Source organism: Acinetobacter sp. CIP-A165 (genome assembly GCF_000367985.1).
In the GTDB taxonomy this organism is placed as follows: domain Bacteria; phylum Pseudomonadota; class Gammaproteobacteria; order Pseudomonadales; family Moraxellaceae; genus Acinetobacter.
The window spans coordinates 408947-430708 of sequence record NZ_KB849202.1 but is presented as its reverse complement, the minus strand read 5'-3'; the positions used below and the strand labels follow the sequence as shown (position 1 = coordinate 430708).

At 40.8% G+C, this 21762-nt stretch carries 19 protein-coding genes; 11 read left to right on the top strand and 8 right to left on the bottom strand.

What is annotated here, in order from left to right:
* Position 1 precedes the first annotated feature (1 nt).
* On the top strand, positions 2–1849 hold the full coding sequence (locus F991_RS07600) for a hypothetical protein (protein ID WP_004670392.1): 1848 nt from the start codon (positions 2–4) through the stop codon (positions 1847–1849).
* A complete protein-coding gene (locus tag F991_RS07595) occupies positions 1827–2732 on the top strand; it encodes an alpha-amylase family protein (RefSeq protein ID WP_081398953.1) in 906 nt (301 codons plus the stop codon). Before F991_RS07600 ends, F991_RS07595 begins: the two co-directional genes overlap by 23 nt.
* Here F991_RS07595 and wecB read toward each other — a convergent pair.
* Both wecB and F991_RS07585 read right to left on the bottom strand, forming a co-directional pair.
* Positions 2729–3856, bottom strand: a complete 1128-nt coding sequence (gene wecB, locus F991_RS07590) for a non-hydrolyzing UDP-N-acetylglucosamine 2-epimerase (protein ID WP_004670388.1) — start codon at positions 3854–3856, stop codon at positions 2729–2731. The two genes, F991_RS07595 and wecB, sit on opposite strands and share 4 nt — an antisense overlap.
* A 2-nt stretch (positions 3857–3858) precedes the next feature.
* Positions 3859–5073 (bottom strand): tetratricopeptide repeat protein, encoded by a 1215-nt coding sequence (locus tag F991_RS07585; RefSeq protein WP_004670386.1) that lies wholly within the window; start codon positions 5071–5073, stop codon positions 3859–3861.
* Positions 5074–5316: 243 nt separating this feature from the next.
* On the opposite strand from F991_RS07585, the gene F991_RS07580 reads away from it, so the two are divergent.
* The 5 genes from F991_RS07580 (at position 5317) to F991_RS07560 (ending at position 10549) form a co-directional block, all read left to right on the top strand.
* Positions 5317–6018 carry a VIT1/CCC1 transporter family protein gene (locus tag F991_RS07580; protein WP_004670384.1) on the top strand — a complete coding sequence of 234 codons (702 nt, stop codon included), beginning with the start codon at positions 5317–5319 and terminating at the stop codon, positions 6016–6018.
* A 175-nt stretch (positions 6019–6193) separates the two neighbouring features.
* Positions 6194–6643: a DUF2946 family protein gene (locus tag F991_RS07575; protein WP_004670382.1), complete on the top strand. Its 450-nt coding sequence runs from the start codon at positions 6194–6196 to the stop codon at positions 6641–6643.
* Between the two features lie 153 nt (positions 6644–6796).
* Positions 6797–8230, top strand: a complete 1434-nt coding sequence (locus tag F991_RS07570; protein WP_004670378.1) for a cytochrome ubiquinol oxidase subunit I — start codon at positions 6797–6799, stop codon at positions 8228–8230.
* A gap of 1 nt (position 8231) precedes the next feature.
* Positions 8232–9236 carry a cytochrome d ubiquinol oxidase subunit II gene (gene cydB, locus F991_RS07565; RefSeq protein ID WP_004670376.1) on the top strand — a complete coding sequence of 335 codons (1005 nt, stop codon included), beginning with the start codon at positions 8232–8234 and terminating at the stop codon, positions 9234–9236.
* A gap of 269 nt (positions 9237–9505) precedes the next feature.
* Complete coding sequence (locus F991_RS07560) at positions 9506–10549, top strand: NAD(P)H-dependent flavin oxidoreductase (RefSeq protein ID WP_004670373.1); 1044 nt, start codon at positions 9506–9508, stop codon at positions 10547–10549.
* A gap of 48 nt (positions 10550–10597) precedes the next feature.
* Here the strand turns inward: F991_RS07560 and ppk1 are convergent, their stop codons facing one another.
* Both ppk1 and mtgA read right to left on the bottom strand, forming a co-directional pair.
* The gene (gene ppk1 / locus F991_RS07555; RefSeq protein WP_004670372.1) at positions 10598–12676 is read right to left on the bottom strand and encodes a polyphosphate kinase 1; all 2079 of its coding nucleotides are present in this window, start codon (positions 12674–12676) and stop codon (positions 10598–10600) included.
* A gap of 111 nt (positions 12677–12787) precedes the next feature.
* Positions 12788–13462, bottom strand: a complete 675-nt coding sequence (mtgA, locus tag F991_RS07550; RefSeq protein WP_004670370.1) for a monofunctional biosynthetic peptidoglycan transglycosylase — start codon at positions 13460–13462, stop codon at positions 12788–12790.
* 82 nt (positions 13463–13544) lie between these two features.
* On the opposite strand from mtgA, the gene F991_RS07545 reads away from it, so the two are divergent.
* Complete coding sequence (locus tag F991_RS07545; RefSeq protein WP_004670368.1) at positions 13545–14348, top strand: rhomboid family intramembrane serine protease; 804 nt, start codon at positions 13545–13547, stop codon at positions 14346–14348.
* 74 nt (positions 14349–14422) lie between these two features.
* Here F991_RS07545 and F991_RS07540 read toward each other — a convergent pair whose 3' ends face one another.
* A complete protein-coding gene (locus F991_RS07540) occupies positions 14423–16909 on the bottom strand; it encodes an ABC transporter permease (protein ID WP_004670367.1) in 2487 nt (828 codons plus the stop codon).
* A complete protein-coding gene (locus F991_RS07535) occupies positions 16906–17625 on the bottom strand; it encodes an ABC transporter ATP-binding protein (RefSeq protein WP_004670364.1) in 720 nt (239 codons plus the stop codon). Before F991_RS07535 ends, F991_RS07540 begins: the two co-directional genes overlap by 4 nt.
* Before the next feature lie 37 nt (positions 17626–17662).
* Between F991_RS07535 and F991_RS07530 the strand changes: the two genes are divergently transcribed.
* Positions 17663–18292: an arylesterase gene (locus F991_RS07530; RefSeq protein WP_004670363.1), complete on the top strand. Its 630-nt coding sequence runs from the start codon at positions 17663–17665 to the stop codon at positions 18290–18292.
* 21 nt (positions 18293–18313) lie between these two features.
* Here F991_RS07530 and aac(6')-I read toward each other — a convergent pair whose 3' ends face one another.
* Both aac(6')-I and F991_RS07520 read right to left on the bottom strand, forming a co-directional pair.
* Entirely contained in the window at positions 18314–18751 is a 438-nt protein-coding gene (gene aac(6')-I / locus F991_RS07525) for an AAC(6')-Ighjkrstuvwx family aminoglycoside N-acetyltransferase (RefSeq protein WP_004670361.1), read from the bottom strand.
* A gap of 88 nt (positions 18752–18839) precedes the next feature.
* Entirely contained in the window at positions 18840–19454 is a 615-nt protein-coding gene (locus tag F991_RS07520) for a carbonic anhydrase (RefSeq protein WP_004670359.1), read from the bottom strand.
* 237 nt (positions 19455–19691) lie between these two features.
* Here F991_RS07520 and F991_RS07515 point away from each other — a divergent pair, with 237 nt between their 5' ends.
* On the top strand, positions 19692–20702 hold the full coding sequence (locus F991_RS07515) for an alpha/beta fold hydrolase (RefSeq protein WP_004670358.1): 1011 nt from the start codon (positions 19692–19694) through the stop codon (positions 20700–20702).
* Between the two features lie 25 nt (positions 20703–20727).
* The gene (locus F991_RS07510; protein WP_004670356.1) at positions 20728–21738 is read left to right on the top strand and encodes a hypothetical protein; all 1011 of its coding nucleotides are present in this window, start codon (positions 20728–20730) and stop codon (positions 21736–21738) included.
* The last annotated feature ends 24 nt before the right edge of the window (positions 21739–21762 follow it).

The following is a 21762-nucleotide window of genomic DNA, read 5'->3' as shown; positions in this document are numbered from 1 at the left end:
AATGAAAAAAAACCGATTAAATCATCCCATTTTCAAAACATTATTAGCAAGTGCAGCCCTCTCTTTGCCTGTATTTACTTTTGCAGATACATTGAATACGTGGACATTTGACAATATTAACACGTCCAACAAATACACCATTGAGCCACATTTCTTTTATGTCGGTAAGGGTTCTGAATGGCAAAGTATTCGTTTTAGCAGTGACTATTCAACAGAACATTACACCACTTTATTAGTGAAATATGATGATAAGCTCATATATAACACTCAACTCAACGGATCGGGCGAAATCAGCTTTGATATCCCCGCAGCACCAAGTGGCTTTCATCGTTTAGATTTTATTATACAACAGTACTCTCCCCGAACATCCCCAGCAGCAGATCGAACCACCTTTTGTAGTGAGGATGTAGATCAAGTCACCTATTTGAGCAATTCAAGAATTGATTACACCCGACACCGCCCACTTTATCATTTAAAAGAATTACCTGATGCCTTATTTAACCCACAAGTGGTGCGTCCAACGCCGTTTATCGGTGTGCTCAAATACAATCCAGCCAATTTAAACGAAGCTTCAATGCTCGGGCGTTTAATGAGTGCATGGAGTTCTGTTACACCAGTCAAATGGTATGAGCAAAACCCACCCGATGGTGAAAATGCAGATTTTTTGATTGAGATTTCTAAATCAGCAACGCCATTGCCAAATGGCACATTAGTACAACTCAGCGCTCAAAATGACGTTCCTATTTTAAGTATCCAATATGATCAAGCTAAAAAGTTAGAGTCCGCAATTAATGGATTATTAAATCCTCACTATTTGCAACAACTGAATACTTCATCCACCTTTCTAACTGATAAACTTGCTGCTCCAACTTGGGCCAAAATTAAACAAATTAAAACGCTGGCTGATCTTGGTATTAGTGATTTTCGTTTAAATCAAGCTGAAAAAAATCTTTTCCTTACATTCCCTGCTGTTTGGCAACCCACTGATATTTTACAAGGTCAGATTGCGCTTCGGGTTCAAAGTGGTTTATTAGAAGGTTCAAATATTACCACGTGGATCGATGGTGGACTGGCTGGAAGTCTAAAAACGGCTGACTTAGATTCAGACCCAGTCAATCGACAATTTAACTATTTTGCAAAGACAATTTCCAATAACACAACCTTTAGTATGAAGTTGGAAAACTCTGTAATCGTCAATTCACAATGTTTACCGACAGCAAAAGGTTCTTTATGGATTGATACAAAGAAATCCACGGTTAAATTACCGCATAAACTGAAAAATGGGGTTGCATCACTATCCATGACCTTCGCAACACACCCAACAATTGCGATTGATGGTCAGCCCGGAAGTTTGGAAATCGCAATGATCGTAAGCCAAGTCGCCAAAAAAATGCTGATGACCAATGATCCAGTTCCATTAAATTTTGTTAAATTCGACCCTGCGAAACCAGAACTGATTAATGTCCACGTCAACCCGAATATCTATCGCCAACAAATCTTAATGCATAAAGATATGGTTTATCTTCCTGCCGCAACGCATGGATTTTTAGTCAGTGTCAATGATCAACGTTTTGATATCCTGACTGATTCAATTAATGGCGCTCAGAATTTCACTCAACATTGGGAAAAGATTCAACGAGATATTCCAAACAATGCCAGTAAAATATTGGTGACTGAAAATGGTCAAGTGTTTACCTTACAGAAAATTATTGTAGGAAATCAGAAAGTACCTTTGGTTCAACAATCCTCTTTCTTTATTTTGGTTTCTATTATCTCTGCTATTATGATTCTCATCATCTTGCTCTGGTACTGGCGAAAAAAACCAAATGCTAAAAATAAGAGTGAATAATTTAAAACGTATCATTGCTTTAACCATATCAGTACTCATACTTTTGGGAGGTTGCATGCATCTGATTCAATCAGAAACACAGCCTCCACACATTGAAGGAATGTTTTGGCAGCCTGATTTAAAAACAACGCCCCCTACAGGAAATTGGGATTTATTGGGTGTATCAACCTTTGTTCCCCAATGGTCTGTTGTACAAACCAAATCTTGGTTCGATCATGATATCGGTTTCACCAAATGGGAAAAAAACATCAACCTTAAACAGCTCAATCAAAATCCATGGGCAGAAAATATTATATTGGGCTTGGCTGGAGAATATAACAAAAAACAAGCGCGTTCTAAAGTGGTTCAACTTGCAGCAAACTCTCAACAAATTATTGATAAAACCCAAATAATCCCTTTGAAAGGATATTACTTTCCAGTCGAAGCTGATCCAACTTGGCTCGGAGTAGGGATTTTAGGACAAGCTTTGAGCACCCTCCCCAAACCACTTTGGGTCAGCATCTATAGTGCTGAAGCTATGCCAGAACACTTGGATGTATGGCTGAAAAGTTGGTTACCTGAGCAAACTCACGTATTCTTTCAAGACGGTGTTGGTGTGGGCACGCGCTCCCCTCAACAAGCCAGAATCATCTTAGATGGCTTACAACAAGAATTCGGACAAGAAAAAGTAATTATTGTTTTAGAAGCCTTTCGCGCCACCAAAAACGGAAAGTTTCGTTCAGCCTATCCTTGGGAAATCATTGAACAACTGAAAGCTTACGAAGGGCAAAAAGTGTATATCTTTGACGGCCCACATTATATGAACCGTATGACCGTCTATGTGGTGGCATGGTGGTATAAACTCAAATATGGTTCAAGTGCAAAAGCGAAATCACCGCATTAACCCTGAGCAATTTGATCCAAAATTCGTTGTGATGCTTTACCATCCCCAAACGGATTCGGCACATTTGCCATACCTGCATAATGTGCCAGATCTGAAAGTAATTTTTCAGCTTCTGCGATGATTTTCGCTTGATCTGTGCCAACTAAAATACCCGCACCCACTTGGACCACCTCAGGGCGCTCTGTGGTTTCTCGCAAAATAAGCACTGGCTTGTTAAACGAAGGGCTTTCTTCTTGTAAGCCACCTGAATCTGTCAAAATAAACGCGGCACGATCAATCACCGCAAGTAGACTTGGATAGTCTAATGGTTTGACGAGATGAACCTGTGCATGGTGAGAAAATTTACCATGGACTACATCATGTACTGCCGGATTTAAATGCACTGGCCAAACAAAATGAACATCAGGATAGTGTTGTGCTAAATATTCAACCGCATGACAAATATTTTCAATGCCTTCGCCAAAATTTTCACGACGATGCGCTGTGATCAATACAATCCGCGCATTTTCTGGAAAGACCAAACCGTGCTGCTGTAAGTGATCTTGTTGCGTGACTTGTTGATGAATCAACGCACGCCCTAGATAAACTGCATCAACAACGGTATTGCCTGTTACGGTAATGCTCTCTGCTGAAATATGTTCCTGTAACAGGTTTTGTTTGGACTGTTCCGTTGGCGCGAAATGCCATTTGGTGACTCTTGAGACCAATTGACGATTTCCTTCCTCAGGAAATGGATGATCCAAATCATAAGAACGCAAGCCAGCTTCCACATGTGCCACAGGTATTTTCATAGAAAATGCGACCAATCCAGCCGATAGAACCGTAGTGGTATCACCTTGAATCACAATTGCATCACGATGCTGTCCGTCATTAAAAATCCCTTCTAATTGACCCAAACCTTGAATCAACAATTGGTTTAAACTTTGTCCCGCATTCATCATTTTTAATCGGTGATCTATTTTAATTTGAAAGAACTCAATCGCATCACGTACCAATTCATCATGCTGTCCCGTAAAAATCACTTCGACTTGAAAACGCTCATCTTGTTGAGCCAGCAAAATGACGGGGGCAAGTTTGATCAGTTCAGGACGAGTACCAAATACAATCGAAATCAGTTTTTTCATGATTAGAAATCCTTATAAAATACAAGTTCGGTACGTGTGTTGTTATAGCGATCTTGACCATTGGCTAAGGCATCTTTGAGATAATGCCCATATAGCCGTTCTACTCGTAATTTTACTGGCACATAATTAAAGGGTTGCCAAGCCACTCCCGCACCATACTCAAATAAATTATTATAATTTTCACCCTTGGAGTCGGCTAATGCATACAGTTTGGCATAAGTCTGTACTGTACCTGTGTCACCACGATAAACATTAAACCCCGAACGCAATCTCAAATCAGCGATCACGTTATAGTCCTCACGCGAGTAACTTGCGACATTGCCGTACAGATCGGTAAAATAATCATTCCAAATCGAGCTATTTTCTACACTTGGATTTGCATACCATTCCTGATAACCCGTTACACCACCAACCACACTTTCGCGAAACCTATCCCGATTGCGGTCAATCAAATCATAACTACCGCCAACTTCTAAATAAGCTCGAATCGGTACTGATAGCCAAGGCTGATAATTGGCACCGATACCAACAGTCGCTGCATTTTCATCAATGATTTCTGGGCGGACACCACCTTTAGATTTTGTGTCACGGTTAAGATTCACAAAACCATAGACTTGTGCACGACCATTATCCAAGTTACGCCCATAACGCATTTTTAGAGGAAAAATGAAGTCGTCATAACGGGACTCATAGGAAGGTGCAAAATAAATATCTTTGAATACAGGTTTGACTACCCCACCACTTAAGTTTTGCACCGCTTGTTGTGCTTTGGTCGCGATTTCTACATCATTTGACTGGGTCAACATTTTGAATATTGGTAAAGCTTCTTTATCTCTCTTTTGTTGATTCAACAAATATGCTTCTTGTAATTTAAGCTGATCGTCCTGAGGTGCAAGCTGTGACGCCTGACGAACACTTTGTAAGGCTTCAGGTTGCTTATTCAGTCGAATTTGTAAATAAGTCAGACTTTTCCAAACTTTGACATCTTGTGGCGTCAGTTGTGCAAGCTCCAGTAAGATTTTTTCTGCCTGCTCAGGCTGACTTTGTTCAATTTTATAAAAACTGTCCCAACGGTCATAGATTGGATTGCCTGGCTTATAAACAGCATCCCCCTCTTTGACAAAATCAGACTCGGCACTCATCACCTGCTGTATCGGGAATAAAAGACCCAACATAAACAAGGTATGACTCAGCAGCTTAATTTTTGATTTTTTCATCGCAGATCTCAACTCAGAATACCGATATAGAATGTTAGGAAAGGTCGATTCAACTCAATTTATAATGTTATGTTATTCACATATTATAACTAAATCATCGTTATCGAATGGTTAAAATAAGTTATTTTATAAGTAAGTTAAGTTGATGAATCATTGATAAAAATCAATATCTATAACTCAAAAATGAGCCGATGCTCTGTTTTTTTGTATTCAAAATTAAATGAAATGTAAATAGAGAACATTATGACTTTTTCACACCATGCTGAACCTCATGCGATACAACGTTCTGGCTGGCTTCGTGCGGCAGTACTTGGCGCAAATGACGGGATTATTTCTGTTACCAGTTTAGTCATGGGCATGGCAGCCAGTGGCGCGCATTCTCAGACGCTCTTAGTTACATGTATCGCTGGACTGATTGCGGGTGCAACCTCAATGGCGGCAGGTGAATATGTGTCAGTAAAATCACAAGAAGATATTGAAAAAGCTGACTTAAAATTTGAAGCTAAGGAATTAAAAAGGAATCCTGAAGCCGAATTAAATGAGTTAACACAGATTTATATCACACGAGGATTAGCACCAGCATTGGCTCTAGAAGTTGCAACACAATTGACCGCGCATGATGCTCTGGGCGCGCACGCTAGAGATGAAATCGGCATCCATGAAAATACAGCAGCCAATCCGATTCAAGCAGCTTTCTCATCTGCTGCCGCTTTTTCTTGTGGTGCAGCACTTCCAATGTTCGCGATATTGCTCAGTGCTGAAGCTTATATTTCACAGACAGTCATGCTCACGGGGATTTTATCTCTCGCGTTATTGGGTGCAATGTCAGGATACATTGCCAACACCTCTATACTAAAAAGCAGCTTACGCATTACGCTGTGGGGCATTCTCGCCATGTTATTTTCTAGCTGGGTCGGTTCACTATTCAATGTACAGACCCTTTAGAGATGCTTGCTTTTTGAAATCCGAGTGGATGTATAAGAATTAATTTACGGCGGAATAAAGCTTTTTTTATCGTTTGGTTGTATGATCAGAGATAACTGAATGATCCATAATTAGTGTGAACATTCCACTAAATTAGATTCTCGCAGTTCTGAACTGACCAATGTAGAGAAGTGTTTTGATACATCGACTTGGGATATTGTTTGCATTTGCAACAATTGCATTACAGATTGCTGTTTTTCTACAGCCACTATTGCCAGAGAAATATCAAATTTCTCCTGCATGTGAGACTGTGTTGCATTTGTCATCCCAATTTAGACCTCAGCAAGATCTGCATGCGCACCACTCACACACTGAGCATAATCATCATAGCGTTGCCTCTGATCAGGTCGTTTCAAACTCAGCTAATCACGTACATCAACATGATTTCAATCATCAATGTCCATTTTGTTTTTTCTACGGACAATTGGTTGTTCCTCCAACATTAGGTATTCAAGAAGTCTTCGTTCGCTTACAGGTGCGTTATTTGCATCTACAACAAGTGTTCATCAGCTTCTTCTTTTCTTTACAACGACTATTTCTTACGCCCCAAGGTCGTGCTCCACCACTTGCTTTTTCAGTGATTTAGTTTGTCTAAAATTATTTATTGAGAAAGTGAGTTATATATGCTTTATCGAGTTTCTTTTGCTATCGTTCAGCAAGAGCCAGCGATATTCATCGCTAAAAAAATACAGTGTTTAGATGATATTCAACAGACTCCCTCTGTACTGGAGAATTCGCTATGGACTTAGGTTTAACTGCATTAGAACTGGCACGTATCCAGTTCGCTTTTACTGTTTCATTTCATATTATTTTTCCTGCTACCTCTATTGGACTGGCTTGTTTCCTGGCGGTTTTAGAATGGAAATGGCTAAAAAGCCACGATCCAATTTACAAAGATTTATATAAGTACTGGCTTAAAATCTTCGCCGTCACTTTTGGTATGGGCGTGGTTTCAGGTGTGGTGATGAGCTATCAGTTCGGCACCAACTGGAGTGAGTTCTCCCGTATTTCAGGAAGTATCACAGGGCCATTACTGACCTATGAAGTGCTTTCGGCTTTTTTCCTCGAAGCAGGATTCCTCGGCATCATGTTATTTGGTTGGGGACGAGTCAGTGAAAAAGCGCATTTCTTTGCGACGCTGATGGTAGCCATCGGTACATGTATCTCAATGTTCTGGATATTATCCTCCAATAGCTGGATGCAAACACCGCAAGGCTTTGCGATTGAAAATGGCATCATCGTTCCTACAGATTGGTTTGCGATTGTCTTTAATCCATCATTCCCATACCGTTTTGCACACATGGCAGTGGCTGCATTTCTTGTTTCTGCATTGGTTGTGGCTGCTACGGCTGCTTGGCACTTACTTCGTGGTCGCCGTGATGCATTGGTCAAAAAATCGTTTTCAATGGCGATGTGGATGATCTTATTTGCTGCACCAGCCCAAGTGGTGATTGGTGATCATCACGGTTTAAATACCTTGAAATATCAACCTGCAAAACTCGCTGCGATGGAAGGACACTGGGAAACCAATGTCAATGAACCTATGCCGCTTTACCTTTTTGGTATCCCTGATATGCAAGCAGAGACCACCAAATATGCGGTGGGTATCCCCTATTTGGGTAGCTTAATTCTTACACATAGTCTCGATGGCGAAGTCAAAGGTTTAAAAGAGTTTGCACCTGAAGATCGACCAAACTCAACCTTGGTGTTTTGGAGTTTCCGTATCATGGTGGGTCTCGGCACACTGATGGTTTTATTGGCGCTTGTCGGGTTAATCCTACGTAGAAAAGATCAAATTTATGAGAAAAAATGGTTTCATAAATTTGCTCTGATCATGGGACCAACGGGCTATATCGCTTTATTGGCAGGCTGGTTTACCACTGAATTAGGTCGTCAACCATGGGTGGTTTATGGTGTTTTACGGACTAAAGATGCCTTATCCAGTGTTTCTGCTGAACAAGTTGGACTCACGCTGATTATCTTTGTGGTGGTCTATACCATCGTCTTTGGTACAGGTATTTACTACATCCTCAAGCTGATGCACAAAGGTCCTCAGTTTATCGATACACCAATACCAGAGGCTGGAGGCGTTGGACATTTTAAAACCCCAATGCGTCCTTTAAGCGCTGTTGATGACAGTCTTGAAAGCAAAGATCAAGGCAAAGGAGAATAACATGTTGGATATTTCTCTCATTTGGGCAATGATTATTGCCTTTGGTGTATTGATCTATGTGGTGCTCGATGGTTTTGATCTCGGTATCGGCATTTTGTTCCCTTTTATAAAAGGAAAACAAGAAAGAGACGTGATGATGAATACCGTTGCACCTGTTTGGGATGGCAATGAAACATGGATGGTGTTAGGCGGTGCAGGTTTGTTCGCTGCGTTTCCAATTGTTTACGCCACGGTTTTATCCGCACTGTATATGCCAATTACCTTAATGGTCATTGCTTTAATCTTTAGAGGTGTTGCATTTGAGTTTCGTTTCAAAGCCAATCGTTCTAAAGCACTTTGGGATATAGCATTTATTTGGGGTTCAACACTGGCGAGCTTCTTACAAGGCGTGATTTTAGGTGCCTACATTCAGGGCTTAAAAACAGAGAACGGCATATACGTCGGTGGCGGTTTAGACTGGCTGACTCCTTTTGCATTGTTCACTGGTTTCGGTGTGGTCGTGATGTATGCAGCTTTAGGTTGTGGCTGGCTCATCCTGAAAACAGATCAGGAATTGCAAAACAAAATGTACAACCTGATGCCAAAACTGATCTTCACCCTATTGGCTATTTTCGTTGCTGTCAGCTTGTACACGCCATATAGTCAGCCAGCAATCGCTGAAAAATGGTTTGCTTTACCGCAATTACTTTATTTTAGTCCTGTTCCAATTTTAGTAATCGCCTTTACGTTCCTAGCATGGCGTGCCTGTGTAAAACGAAGTGAATATAAACCTTTTGTTTATACCCTCATGCTGATGTTTCTTGCTTACTCAGGTTTTGTCATCAGTCTTTGGCCATACATCATCCCGCCGTCGGTCACGATATGGGAAGCTGCTGCGCCAAGAAATAGTCAGCTATTTTCCTTAGTTGGTGCAGGTATTATGATTCCGATCATCTTGGTCTACACCTTTTGGGGTTACTGGATTTTTAGAGACAAAGTTCGTATTGGTGACGACGGCTATCATTGAGGTGAAGTCAAATGAAAAAATCACAAATCAAATGGTTCATTGGCTTGTGGCTGGTTGGCTTTTTAGGGTTAGCGATCATCGCTGGACTCTTTAAAGGCTTACTGATGCTTGCTTACCAATAATCTCTTTTCTGGGTGTTTGACCGATCATTGGTCAAACACCTGTGTATTTTCCTATAAGCTTTGCATTCCTCAACTAAATAACCATTATTATTTGCTATTTTTTTAAAATCTAAGCTATGTTGATTTAAAAGCAATTAGGAAAATGACATGTCAATTTTAGAATTATTAGAAATAAAACATCCTATTTTTCTAGCTCCTATGGCTGGTGTTTCTACACCAACACTCGCGGCAGAAGTTTCCAATCAGGGTGCTCTCGGTTCATTAGGCCTCGGTGCAAATACCCCTGAATCAGCCAAAGCGCAAATTTTAAAAACGCAAGAACTGACGGACCTCCCATTTCAAGTCAACTTTTTTTGCCATCAGCCAGAACCACTCAATGCTGAAATTGCGAAGCAATGGATTGAATATTTACAGCCTGAATTTGCTAAATTTGATGCAACGCCTCCCACACAATTGAATTGCATCTATCCGAGTTTTTTAGAAAATGATGATTTCCTCAATGTCATCTTAGAAACCAAACCCAAAGCCGTCAGTTTTCATTTCGGGATTCCTCATCCGCATCAAATTCAAGCACTCAAACAGGCTGGAATTATCACTATGGTTTCAGCAACCAACCTGATTGAGGCACAACAAATTGAGGCTGCTGGCATTGATATCATTATTGCGCAAGGCATTGAGGCAGGTGGACATCGCGGTATTTTCAATCAATATATTGATGCTGCAATCAAAACCAGTGATCTTGTTCAACTGCTCACCCAACATTGCACATGTCCTGTGATCGCAGCAGGTGGCATCATGAATGGTGATCAAGCAAAAACCATGTTTAAACTGGGTGCGGCGGCTGTACAACTCGGTACTGCATTTGTCCAATGTAAAAGTTCCAGTGCCAACGCCGCTTATCGCAAAGCATTATTTAGTCAGAAAATCACCCAAATCAGTGCCAGTTTATCGGGACGACCTGCGCGTGGTTTGCTCGGAACATGGCATACCCAAATTGATAGCCCGCATCGTCCCACTGTACCGGCATACCCATATAGCTATGATTTAGCCAAACAACTGATGGGGATTGCTAACCAACACGATGATTTTAGCTATGGTGCATTTTGGGCGGGAAGCAATGTGGCTCAAATTCGAGAATTAGAAGCTGCCGATTTAGTCAATCAACTGATTGTAGAAATCACAACACGGTAAAAAATTAATAAAAAAATCGACCTATACAGGTCGATTTTTTATTGCTGTCTACTTAAACAGTTCTAATAACGTTCTTTGCGCGTTATAAGGTGCTTCGCCCTCTGCTGGAGTCGCACGTTGCCACGTCCCATCCGCTTGCAATAACCACGCTTGTTGATTGTCTTTGAGATAATTCAATAAGCCTTGCTGATAAATCCGTTTTTTCAAAGCAGGCTCCTCAATAGGGAAACAAGCTTCTACACGATTAAATAAGTTGCGATCCATCCAGTCGGCACTCGAACAATAAATTCGTGGATTACCATTATTGCTAAAATAATAGACACGAGTATGTTCCAAAAAGCGTCCGACGATCGAGCGCACACGAATATTTTCGGATAAATTTGGCAAACCTGGGCGCAAACAGCAAATTGAACGGATGATTAAATCAATTTGTACGCCAGCCTGCGAGGCTTCATACAATTTATTAATGAGATGAACTTCAGTTAAGGCGTTCACTTTAATAATAATTTGTGCAGGTTTACCCGCTTTCACATTGGCAATTTCATCATCGATAAAGTTAATCAAATGTGCATGTAAGGTAAATGGCGCGTGCAATAACTTTTTCAGTTTTGCCATCTTGCCCATACCAGTCAACTCTTGGAACACGCGATGTACATCTTCGCAGAGTTCTTTGTCGGTGGTCATGAGCCCATAATCGGTATAGATTCGAGCATTACCTGCATGGTAGTTACCTGTGCCCAAATGCACATAACGAACCAATTTGTTATTTTCTCGGCGTACCACCAAGATCATCTTGGCATGGGTTTTATAACCCACGATACCATACACCACCACAGCGCCCGCTTCTTGCAGCACATTGGCGACTTCAATGTTGGATTCTTCATCAAATCGAGCACGCAGTTCAATGACCGCTGTTACTTCCTTGCCATTACGGGCAGCTTCGGCAAGCACCTGTACAATTTCCGAGTCTGCACCACTACGATACAAGGTTTGTTTAATTGCTAACACCTGTGGATCACGTGCGGCTTCACGTAATAATTGAATCACAGGCGCAAAAGACTCGAACGGATGATGCAATAAAATCTCTTGTTTTTGCATCGCCGCAAAGATGCTTTCTGACTTCTTAAATACTCTTGGCAAAACTGGCGTATGCGAGTCATAGCGCAAATGCGGACGTTTAAAGTTTGACAATAAACGCGCCAAATTGACTGGGCCATCAACTTTATATAGTTGCTCTTCTCCCAACTCAAACTCAGCCAATAAATAGTCATAGATATGCTTTGGACAATTCTGTGTGACTTCCAAACGTACCGCACGTCCAAAGCGACGCGAACTCAACTCACCTTTCAAGGCTTTGGCCAAATCTTCAACATCTTCGTTCAAAGCCAAGTCGGCGTTACGTGTGACTCGAAATTGATAACATCCTGTTGCCGTCATGCCTGGGAACAAGTCGGATACATGCTCATGGATAATGGCAGACAGCATCACATGATGCTCTTTCCCATCGGTGAGATCATCAGGTAAACGTACGACACGTGGTAAAGAGCGTGGTGCTGGAACAACAGCCAAATCAATTTGACGACCAAAGGCATCTTTACCTTCTAATGTCACAACAAAGTTGAGGCTTTTGTTCACCAAACGTGGAAATGGATGTGCTGGATCAAGACTAATCGGTGTTAAAACAGGTGCAACTTGTTCTTGGAAATATTTTTTAATCCAAGCAGACTGTGCAGGTGTTAATTCACCACGACGTAAGAAGCAAATATCTTCTTCACGTAACTTCGGCAAAATTTCTTCATTGAGAATACGATATTGATGTTCAATCGCTGCATGTGCTGTGATGGAGATTTGCTCCAAAACCTGCTTCGGGGTAAAACCATCAGGCGTACGGCTTTCATTGCCTAGAGTCAATTGCTCCATCACGCCTGCTACGCGAATTTCAAAAAACTCATCTAAGTTACGTGAAAAAATCAGCAGGAAATTCATCCGTTCCAATAATGGATGAAGTGGATCAACCACCTGTTCAAGCACACGTAAATGGAAATCAAGAATGGAAAGTTCTCGATTAATATAACGATCGTTGTAACTGTATTCTATTGGCGCTGTTGTCGTCACTGCAGTATTCATACTGAACCTTGTGCATTATCATTCATCAAGTGATAATTTAAGTATGCTGCAAAATTATGTCAATTTGGTAAAAAAGCCCAAAAATATTGGGCTTTTTCGCATTTAAATTATTTACTGTGGTTTTTGTGTGCCATTCATATATTTCAAAATCACACGTTTACGGTATTGCAGCTTTCGATCATTGCGGTTGTCTTGGTAATATTTAGGATTAGGTAGCAATGCAGCGAGAAAGGCCGCTTGCTCACGGGTTAAGCTTTTTGAACTTTTACCATAATAAAATTGCGCTGCAGCCTCTACGCCATAAATGTTCTGTCCGAATTCAACTGAGTTCATATACACTTCTAAAATTCGACGTTTTGACCATACCCGTTCCATCATCCATGTCGCGACTGCTTCTTGCCCCTTACGAATAAATGAGCGTTTGTTATACAGAAATAAGTTTTTCGCTAATTGTTGTGAAATAGTCGAACCACCAGCCACCACCTCACCCTTTTTATTATTTCGTTCTAAGGCATGTTGAATACCCGCCCAGTCAAAACCATGATGATGAATAAATTTTGCATCTTCCCCAGCTAAAACAGCATGTTTGAAGTTATCACTAATCTGATCATAATCACGCCAGTCGTGCTGAATCGGTTTCAAGTCAGACCAATAGTCTAAACGCATGAACATGGTTGTGTTTACAGGGTGAGTTCGCCACCACACTAAACTACTAAAAATCCAAAGCTGAATGAGTAAAATCACGCCGATGATCAGCATCACAATACGGGCTAAAAAAGCTTTCATTAAAGTGCATCACTCCTTCTGCATTCGTCTGAGAAATCTATTCATGCTAAGCTATTTTTTATTTCAATGACTCGCCAAGCATATGACTAAAACAACTCCACCACAAATCAATCAAAAATTACAGATGCAAACATGGTGGTTTACTGCACTATTGATCGCCGTCAATGTCGGATTATTTAGTTGGCAAATTCTCACAGGTGTGAATATTACCGATCCTTCACCCGTTGATGCAATTGCTTGGGGTGCAGATTTCACACCTCTAACGTTTATGGGTCAACCCGAACGACTACTCAGCAGCATGTTTTTTCATTTTGGCATGATTCACTTGATGCTGAATATGTGGGCATTATACATTTTTGGTAGTATTGCCGAACAACTGTTTGGTCGGACTTATTATGTTGCTCTGTATTTTCTAGCAGGGTTAATGGGCAGTGTGCTTTCCAGCTATCTGAGTATTTTAGATGCCTATCAATTATTACAACACTTTGATGTAAAGCTATTACCGAAAATCAGTGCAGGTGCATCAGGCGCAGTCATGGGCTTAGGTGCTGCACTTACGGTTATCTCGCTATTTCCAACTTTGCCACGACAACGGTTTTTGTTAGATAAAAAATCCCTGCTCTTGATTATGGGCATCAACCTCGTATTTGGTTTTACCGTTTCAGGCATCAATAATGCTGCACATATTGGCGGTATGATCATGGGGGCTTTACTCGCAGGCGCTTGGTATTTCAGTCAAAAAGTTGTGAAAACCAATTTCATCCAAATCACAGCGATCTTCATTACGACGTTATTACTCGCAGCATTCTATTTTTACTGTACCCAGTTAAGCATTGAACTTCATCCATTATGGTATGAGATTTTGATGCAGAATCAATTGAAGTAATCAACCTTTTAGTTTCGGGCGGCATCCATGTCGCCCCACGTTAACAAATGATGATTAGACTCATATTTAAAAGATCAAGACTGATTCATTTCCCTCAAGCTCTGCAATGGTGGAATATCACATAAATAGCTGAGACGATAACGACCAATCAAAGTACAAATCAACATCATCGTTAACGGTAAAATCAACCAGATTTCTGGATGCCATTGCACTGCCATTTGCATCTTGTGACTGGCAATCGCACTAATCACCTCAGCAAACAGACATGCGACGATCCCTGCCAATAACCCAATAAAACCGATTTCCAAACTCAGCATCCGTTTTAATTTATTTTTGGCGATACCAAAGGAACGCAATAAAGCCACTTCTTTACGGCGCTCATCCATCAACACATTCAAACAGGCGATCAACACCAAAATGCCTGATAACCCGACCAGCATTGCCAGTACAGTCACGATCTGAACCAACACATTCATTAAACGCTTCACTTCATCCAAAATCCGCCCCACATCAATAAATACCGTATTGGAGAATTGTTGAATCAGTTGCACCATTTTTGCTTGTTCAGCAGGCGGCACATAAAAGCTTCCCAAGTAGCTGCCCGCATTTTCATCCATCGTTTCTGGAGAAAAAATAAAGAAGAAGTTTGGACTAAAGCTTTCCCATTCCACCGCACGTAAATTAATCACCGTCGCTTGTAAAGTTCCCTCTGGCAGACTAAAACTGAGTTGATCACCGATATGAATATCAAGCTCATTGGCTAACTTTTCTTCCACCGAAACTTGAGCAACTTGACTAAATTCTTTCGCCCCTTTTGTAATGACATTGTCAGTCGGAAAATGTGCTGATTGAGTCAAGTTTAGTTCACGGCGTAACGAGTTATTTTGCTGAATCAATTCAGGTGCAAATGCTTCACCATTCTTCGCAATCAAGCGACCTCGAATATTCGGATAAAGCGGCGTTGATTGCCACTGATTTTGTTCAAGTTGTTGCTTGAGCTCTGGCATATCAAAAGGAGGCAACCCATAGACAAACTGGTTAGGTGTTCCCTCTGGTAGCTGTTGCTGCCAACGTTCAAGTAGATCGGTTCTTAAAACACTCAGTACCGTAATCAAACTCAAACCTAAAGCCAAGGCCGTAATCTGTAATGCAGTTTGATGCGGGATGCGAACATAAGCTGATAATGGGTGTTTGAGTTGTTTAATTGCTTTCAGTAATAACCAAATCACAGCATACAGCACGGCACAAAGGGCTAAAATCGCGCTTAACACCAACAAACTTAACTGAATATTATCACTCAATACCAAACTAAAAATCACCAGACTGGCAACCCCAACAGCAAACATCGCAATATGAGATTTTCGCGAGCGCACTTGTTGGCGTATGACTCGAATTGGTGGTGTATTCAGTAACTCCCAAATACTCGGCAAGATAAAACCAATCAGCACCATCACACTGGTAAAAATCGCAATCGGCAATGCCATGAGTAAATCACTTATTGCAAAGCTGAGTTGTAATTGGGGAATCAGCTGTAACATCAATTGCAATAGACCATAGCCCAAAGCGATCCCCATCAAACTTCCAATCACAATCGACAACGCACTAACAATACCAAGCAATAGCATATACCCAATTAGAATTTGGCTTTTACTTGCGCCCAAACAACGCATTAAGGCGATGTGATCTTGGTTTTGTTGTACATAACGTTGACTGGTCAGAGCAATTGCAATACCACAAAGTAGAATCGTCAATAAATTGGCGAGCTGTAGAAAAGTATCCAGATTTTCTATTGGTTTCATCAGTCGAGTATTGGATTGACTGGCATCGCGTAGTTTTAACGTTGTTTGTTCAGTATTTTCAATCTGTTGATCAACTGCCTGATCCAAAGGCTGCTCATGACCAGTGTCTTGTTTAAATATCTGTTGAAAGGCATTCACTTGTTCAGGCAAACCTGCCATTAACAACCGATATTCAATACGGCTGCCAATTTGAACGGCATTGGTTTTTGCAATATCTGCACGATGAATAATCACCGTGGGCGAAAAACCTGAAAAACCAAGTTCTTGATTTGAATCATGCTCAATCACGCCTGTAACCGTAAATTCACCATCCGCAATGGCAACCTGATCACCTAGCTTGGCATGCAATAAATCCATTGCTCTTGGACTTAACCAGACTTGCCCAGGTTGAATGAATTTAGCTTGAGGTGAGATCTCTAGTTTCCCACGTAAAGGGAAGCTATCATCTACGGCTTTGACATTGACCATCACAAACTGATCTTGGGTATGTGCCATTGATCCAAATATGGTCACAAAAGCCTGTTGCAAGTTCAGTTTTTCGGCGTGTTGCAGCCAGTTAGACTGAATCGGTTCTTGATCTGATAGAACTAGATCTGCACCGAGCATTTCCGCTGCTTGCAAGGTCACGGCATTTTGGACTTGAGTATTGCTAAATTTTAAAGCTGTGGTTGCGCTAATCGCGAGGGAGAGCGCAATAATCAATAAATACAATCCACCTGTACGAAAACTTTGTAGCAGTAAGGGTTTTACAATCGAATTCATACCCTTTCCTCGGCGTTCTCGTCTTCAGCTTTGATGATTTCTTGAATTTGACCATCCACAAGTCTGACATGACGCTGGCATAATGCAGCTAAATTTTGATCATGTGTCACTAGCACTAGAGTCGTGCCTAGCTCTTTATTTAAATCAAATAAAAGTTGCTCAATCTCTTCTGCCGTTTGGCCATCCAAATTTCCGGTTGGCTCATCGGCGAAAATAATTTTGGGTTCAGCAATCAATGCACGGGCGATGGCCACGCGTTGTTGTTCACCACCAGACAAAACTTTGGGCGTTTGTTGTGCCTGCCGAATCAAGCCCACACGCTCTAACCAAGCCAATGCTTTTTGTTCAGCGTGTTTAAAATTAAAATCTGGTTGTAAACGTAATGGCAGCATGACATTTTCTAAAGCACTGAGCTGGGGTAGAAGCTGAAAAGACTGAAAAACAAAACCAATATTTTCTAATCGAACCTGCGCACGTTGCTCTTCAGTTAAAGCATGTACGGCTTGTTCACAGACCCACAACTCTCCCAAACTTGGTTGATCCAAAGTGGCTAAAATCCCCAAGAGCGTGGATTTTCCTGAACCTGACCGACCTGTAATCGCAATTTGCTCTCCCTGATAAATATCTAAATCAATCTCTTTTAAAATGGTTAGAGTTTGCTGATTAATTTGAATATTTTGTGTAACTTTTCGGGCAGAAATAATCGGTTGTGGCATGATGTTAGGTATCCTGTAGAACAAATTTTTAACGTTTATGCAAACACCTAAAGTGATCTTATCAATGTCTAAACTGCTTGCCACACTACTGATATGTTTATTACCAACACTGGTTTCGGCAAAGACGATTTTGATATTGGGTGATAGCCTGAGTGCAGGTTATGGTATTGATGCCAAACAAGGTTGGGTTCACTTATTACAACAACGTTTAGACCAACAGTATCCGAAACAGCACAAGGTGGTCAATGCAAGTGTCAGTGGAGAAACCACCAGTGGCGCGCTGGCAAGATTACCGAAACTATTACAGACCTATAAACCTGAAGTTGTGGTCATTGAGCTGGGGGGAAATGATGGATTACGTGGGCAACCACCACAAATGATTCAAAAAAATTTAGCTCAGTTGGTACAACTCAGTCAGAAACAAAAGGCCAATGTTTTACTGTTTGGTATGAAAATACCACCAAATTATGGAACGGCATATAGCACCGCTTTTGAAAATAATTATAAAGTTGTAAGCCAGCAATATCGCATTAAGTTACTGCCCTTCTTTTTAGAAGGTGTCGCAGGCAATAAAAGTTTAATGCAAAATGATCAGGTTCACCCAAATGCCAAAGCACAATCGATTATGCTTAACTTGGCTTATCCGTATATTCGAGGGGCGCTGTAAAGCGTTGTGCCCTAAGTTGGATTAATCTATTTTTTTACTAAAATAAACAACTCTTTCAGTTTCTTGAAAACCCAATGCACGATGCATTGCATGACTAATGACATTGTCCAATGCCGCATCAGATGCAAACTCAGTACAAGAAAATTGTTTTGCCCACGCCTCAACCTGACGAACAAGTAAAGTTGCTACACCTAAGCGACGATATTCTGGAAGTACATAAATGCCTTCTAGAAATGCCACGGGAGAAGTCTCTGTCCCGTTTACATATTCATACCGAATAGATGCTTCTAGCATCGCAACCGCGTGATCATCCGAATAGACTAATAATTGTAATGCATGCTTTTCAGCCAATAACTGATGCATCTCTTGCAAATGTGATTCTTCAAGATCATTCCAAAGCTTTATTCTTAGTTTTAACCAATCTTTGAGTGAAGCTTCTGATGCTGGTTTAATATTCATAACATAACCACCACTGCTTTGATGAACAGCGTGAAAAACAACCTAAATAGAAAAATGGCTAACTTGAAAGTTAGCCATTTATATTATTTTAAAAATCAAAGAACGTCACTTCACCCGTTTCAAGCGAATACTCTGCCCCAACAACGATCATCTTGCCTTTCTCAATTAAACTTTCCAACACACTTGAACCATGACGTAACTGATTCACCGATGCGAAAACATTAGAACGAACTGCATGGGCAGATAACTTTTTCAAATCATCTTTTAATTCAGTTTGCATCAAAATTTCTACCGAAGGACGTACACGATTCACAATTGACATCAGGTTTGATGATGGCGGTTGATCTGGATTCTTTAGCGTATCAATTGTTGCTTGGATCGCACCACAATGACTATGCCCTAAAACAACAACCACTGCACAATCATATCGTTCAGCGGCAAACTCGACGCTGCCGACTTGTGACGGCGCAACAATATTGCCTGCTACACGTATCACAAATAAATCACCTAAGCCCTGATCAAACACCATTTCAGCAGGTACACGCGAATCTGAACAACCTAAAATAATCGCAAAGGGGTTTTGTTCCCCAGCCAATGCGGCGCGTTCTTGGTGAGTCAGATGATTTTGTGAGGTGGCTTCTCCTTTCACAAAGCGAGCATTACCAATTTTTAAACGTTCTAAAGCTTCTTTCGCGGTGAGCATGCGTACAATCCATCTATGATTAACATGAGCAAAGAGTTTAATCTGCGCAAGGTTGAAAGTCACTGACCAAAATAGAAACTCATCGAACAAAGGACACGCCTTTGATCATAAAAATGACCGATAAATGATGATTTCATTGGCAAGAATTTCCATACATCTGTAGATTATGCAAATGACTCCCCGAGTAACATCCTCAATAATCAATTGATTTAAGAATAGATCAAGGACTGAGCAAAGATGAATACCCTATTTTCGGTGCCATTGCGTAAGACATTCACTGCCGCCTTACTGGCTTGCAGCCTATCAGCAGTTGCAATAAGCACAACTCAAGCTGCTGAAATTGAGATGAGTTTTCAAAATTTATTACAACAAGAACGAGCATGGGCTGGCCTGCAAAGCAAAACATTAAAAGTAGGTGATATCACATGGTCTTATAGCGAAGGCGGTCAAGCAGGGAAACCAATCATCGTTTTAATTCATGGTTTAGCAGGCAGTCGAGACAACTGGAATCGAGTTGCACAGGCGTTGACCGCAAACTATCACGTCATAATTCCAGACCTACCTGCCAGTGGTGAAACCCAAGTTCCGAAAGAATTTGATTATTCAGTTCCGAATGTCACCGAAAAATTACGCCGTTTTATTGAAGCAGCGAACCTCACAGGTCCAGCACATATCGCTGGTCATTCATTGGGTGGTTCTGTCGCTATGCTCTACGCAGGTCAATATTCATTTGAGACCAAGAGCTTATTCTTAGTCAATGCAGCTGGTGTATATCGCACAGCAACAACACCTTATTTAAAAGATCCAAATCAAATTAGAAATATGGTGGTGAGTAAAAAAGGTGATTTTAACTTCCTCATGCAACAAGCCATGTATGCTCCGCCTTTTATTCCAAAAGAAATTGCGCAAGCCCAAGAGCAAATGATGATTGGGCAAGTCGAGCAAACCAAGAAAATGATTGAACAGGTAATTGCGCTGAATAAATTGTATACGCCTGATTCATTTGCTTTGTTAACCAGAGCGATCGACGCACCCACCCTAATTTTGTGGGGAAAACAAGACAAGATTATCAATGTAGAAGTTGCATCTGAACTCAAATCACTATTGAAAAATGCCCAACCTCCTGTGATTTTGGATAAAGTCGGTCACATGCCGATATTAGAAGCAGATCAATTGGTGGTGCAGCAATATTTGCCTTTCTTGAACAAGATTCAAACAGCAAAACCTGCAACTGCCCCATCGCCATAAATTTAAATAAGTGATTTGAAATTTTATGTCTAAACATCCAATGATAGAACAACTGATCGATGCGCAACTTGATTTTCTTGATCAGGAGTTTGCACAAACAGAAACCATTCAACATGAGTTTAAACAGTTCTATCATTGGTTACGTTTACAACAACTCCAGCATATTTGGTCCTTTCCGCAGATTTTTGAACTGCTTGAAAAACAAATTTTAGCAACTCCTGCAAGCTCATTTTTAGTTGAGCAAATTACTGAGCACATCCGTTTCGCGCTCATCCATCCACTCAATGACCAAACAACCATCGAAGAAGTTATTCCTGTATTAACCATCGATTCGATTGCACAATACGTTGCTAGTAAAAGTGGTCATCGCCAACGTCTGATTCGAACCATAGTCAATAATCCTGCTTTTTCTGCACTGATTACGCAACTGATCCAACACTCGATTCAAGACTATTTAGATAATTCAGTGATGTCTAAACGAGTTCCAGGTGTCGGGCATTTTATGAAAATGGGCAAGTCGGTTTTGGAAACAGTGACGGACTCTAATCTCAATGAAACCATTGGTCACTATTTGCAGAAAAATATTTTAAAAATCAGCCAAATGAGCGAGCGCGTTTTAAATCAACATTTTAACGATGATAAACTCTATCACTTTCAAGCCAATCTTTGGCATAAAATTAAAGTCATGCCTTTATCGGTATTGCGGAACTATGTTGAAGTACAGGATTTACCTAAAACGGTCGGCATGGGACATGATATTTGGGAGCATATTCGTCAAACAGATTATTTAAAACAACAAGTTCATGATGGTGTTTATGCATGGTATGCACGCAACCAAGAACGGACTTTTGATCTATTATTACGTGATCTAAATATTGACGAAAATTTAATTGAAAATGAATTAAGCAACTTATTAGCACCTATCCTAGGACACGTCATTCAAACGGGTTATTTGAGACAACGTGCTCGTGCTTATTTAGAAAAGTTTTATTATTCAGAACATGTGACTGAAATATTCAAAAAACAAGGCGCTTAATGCGCCTTGTTTGCGCCATATCGA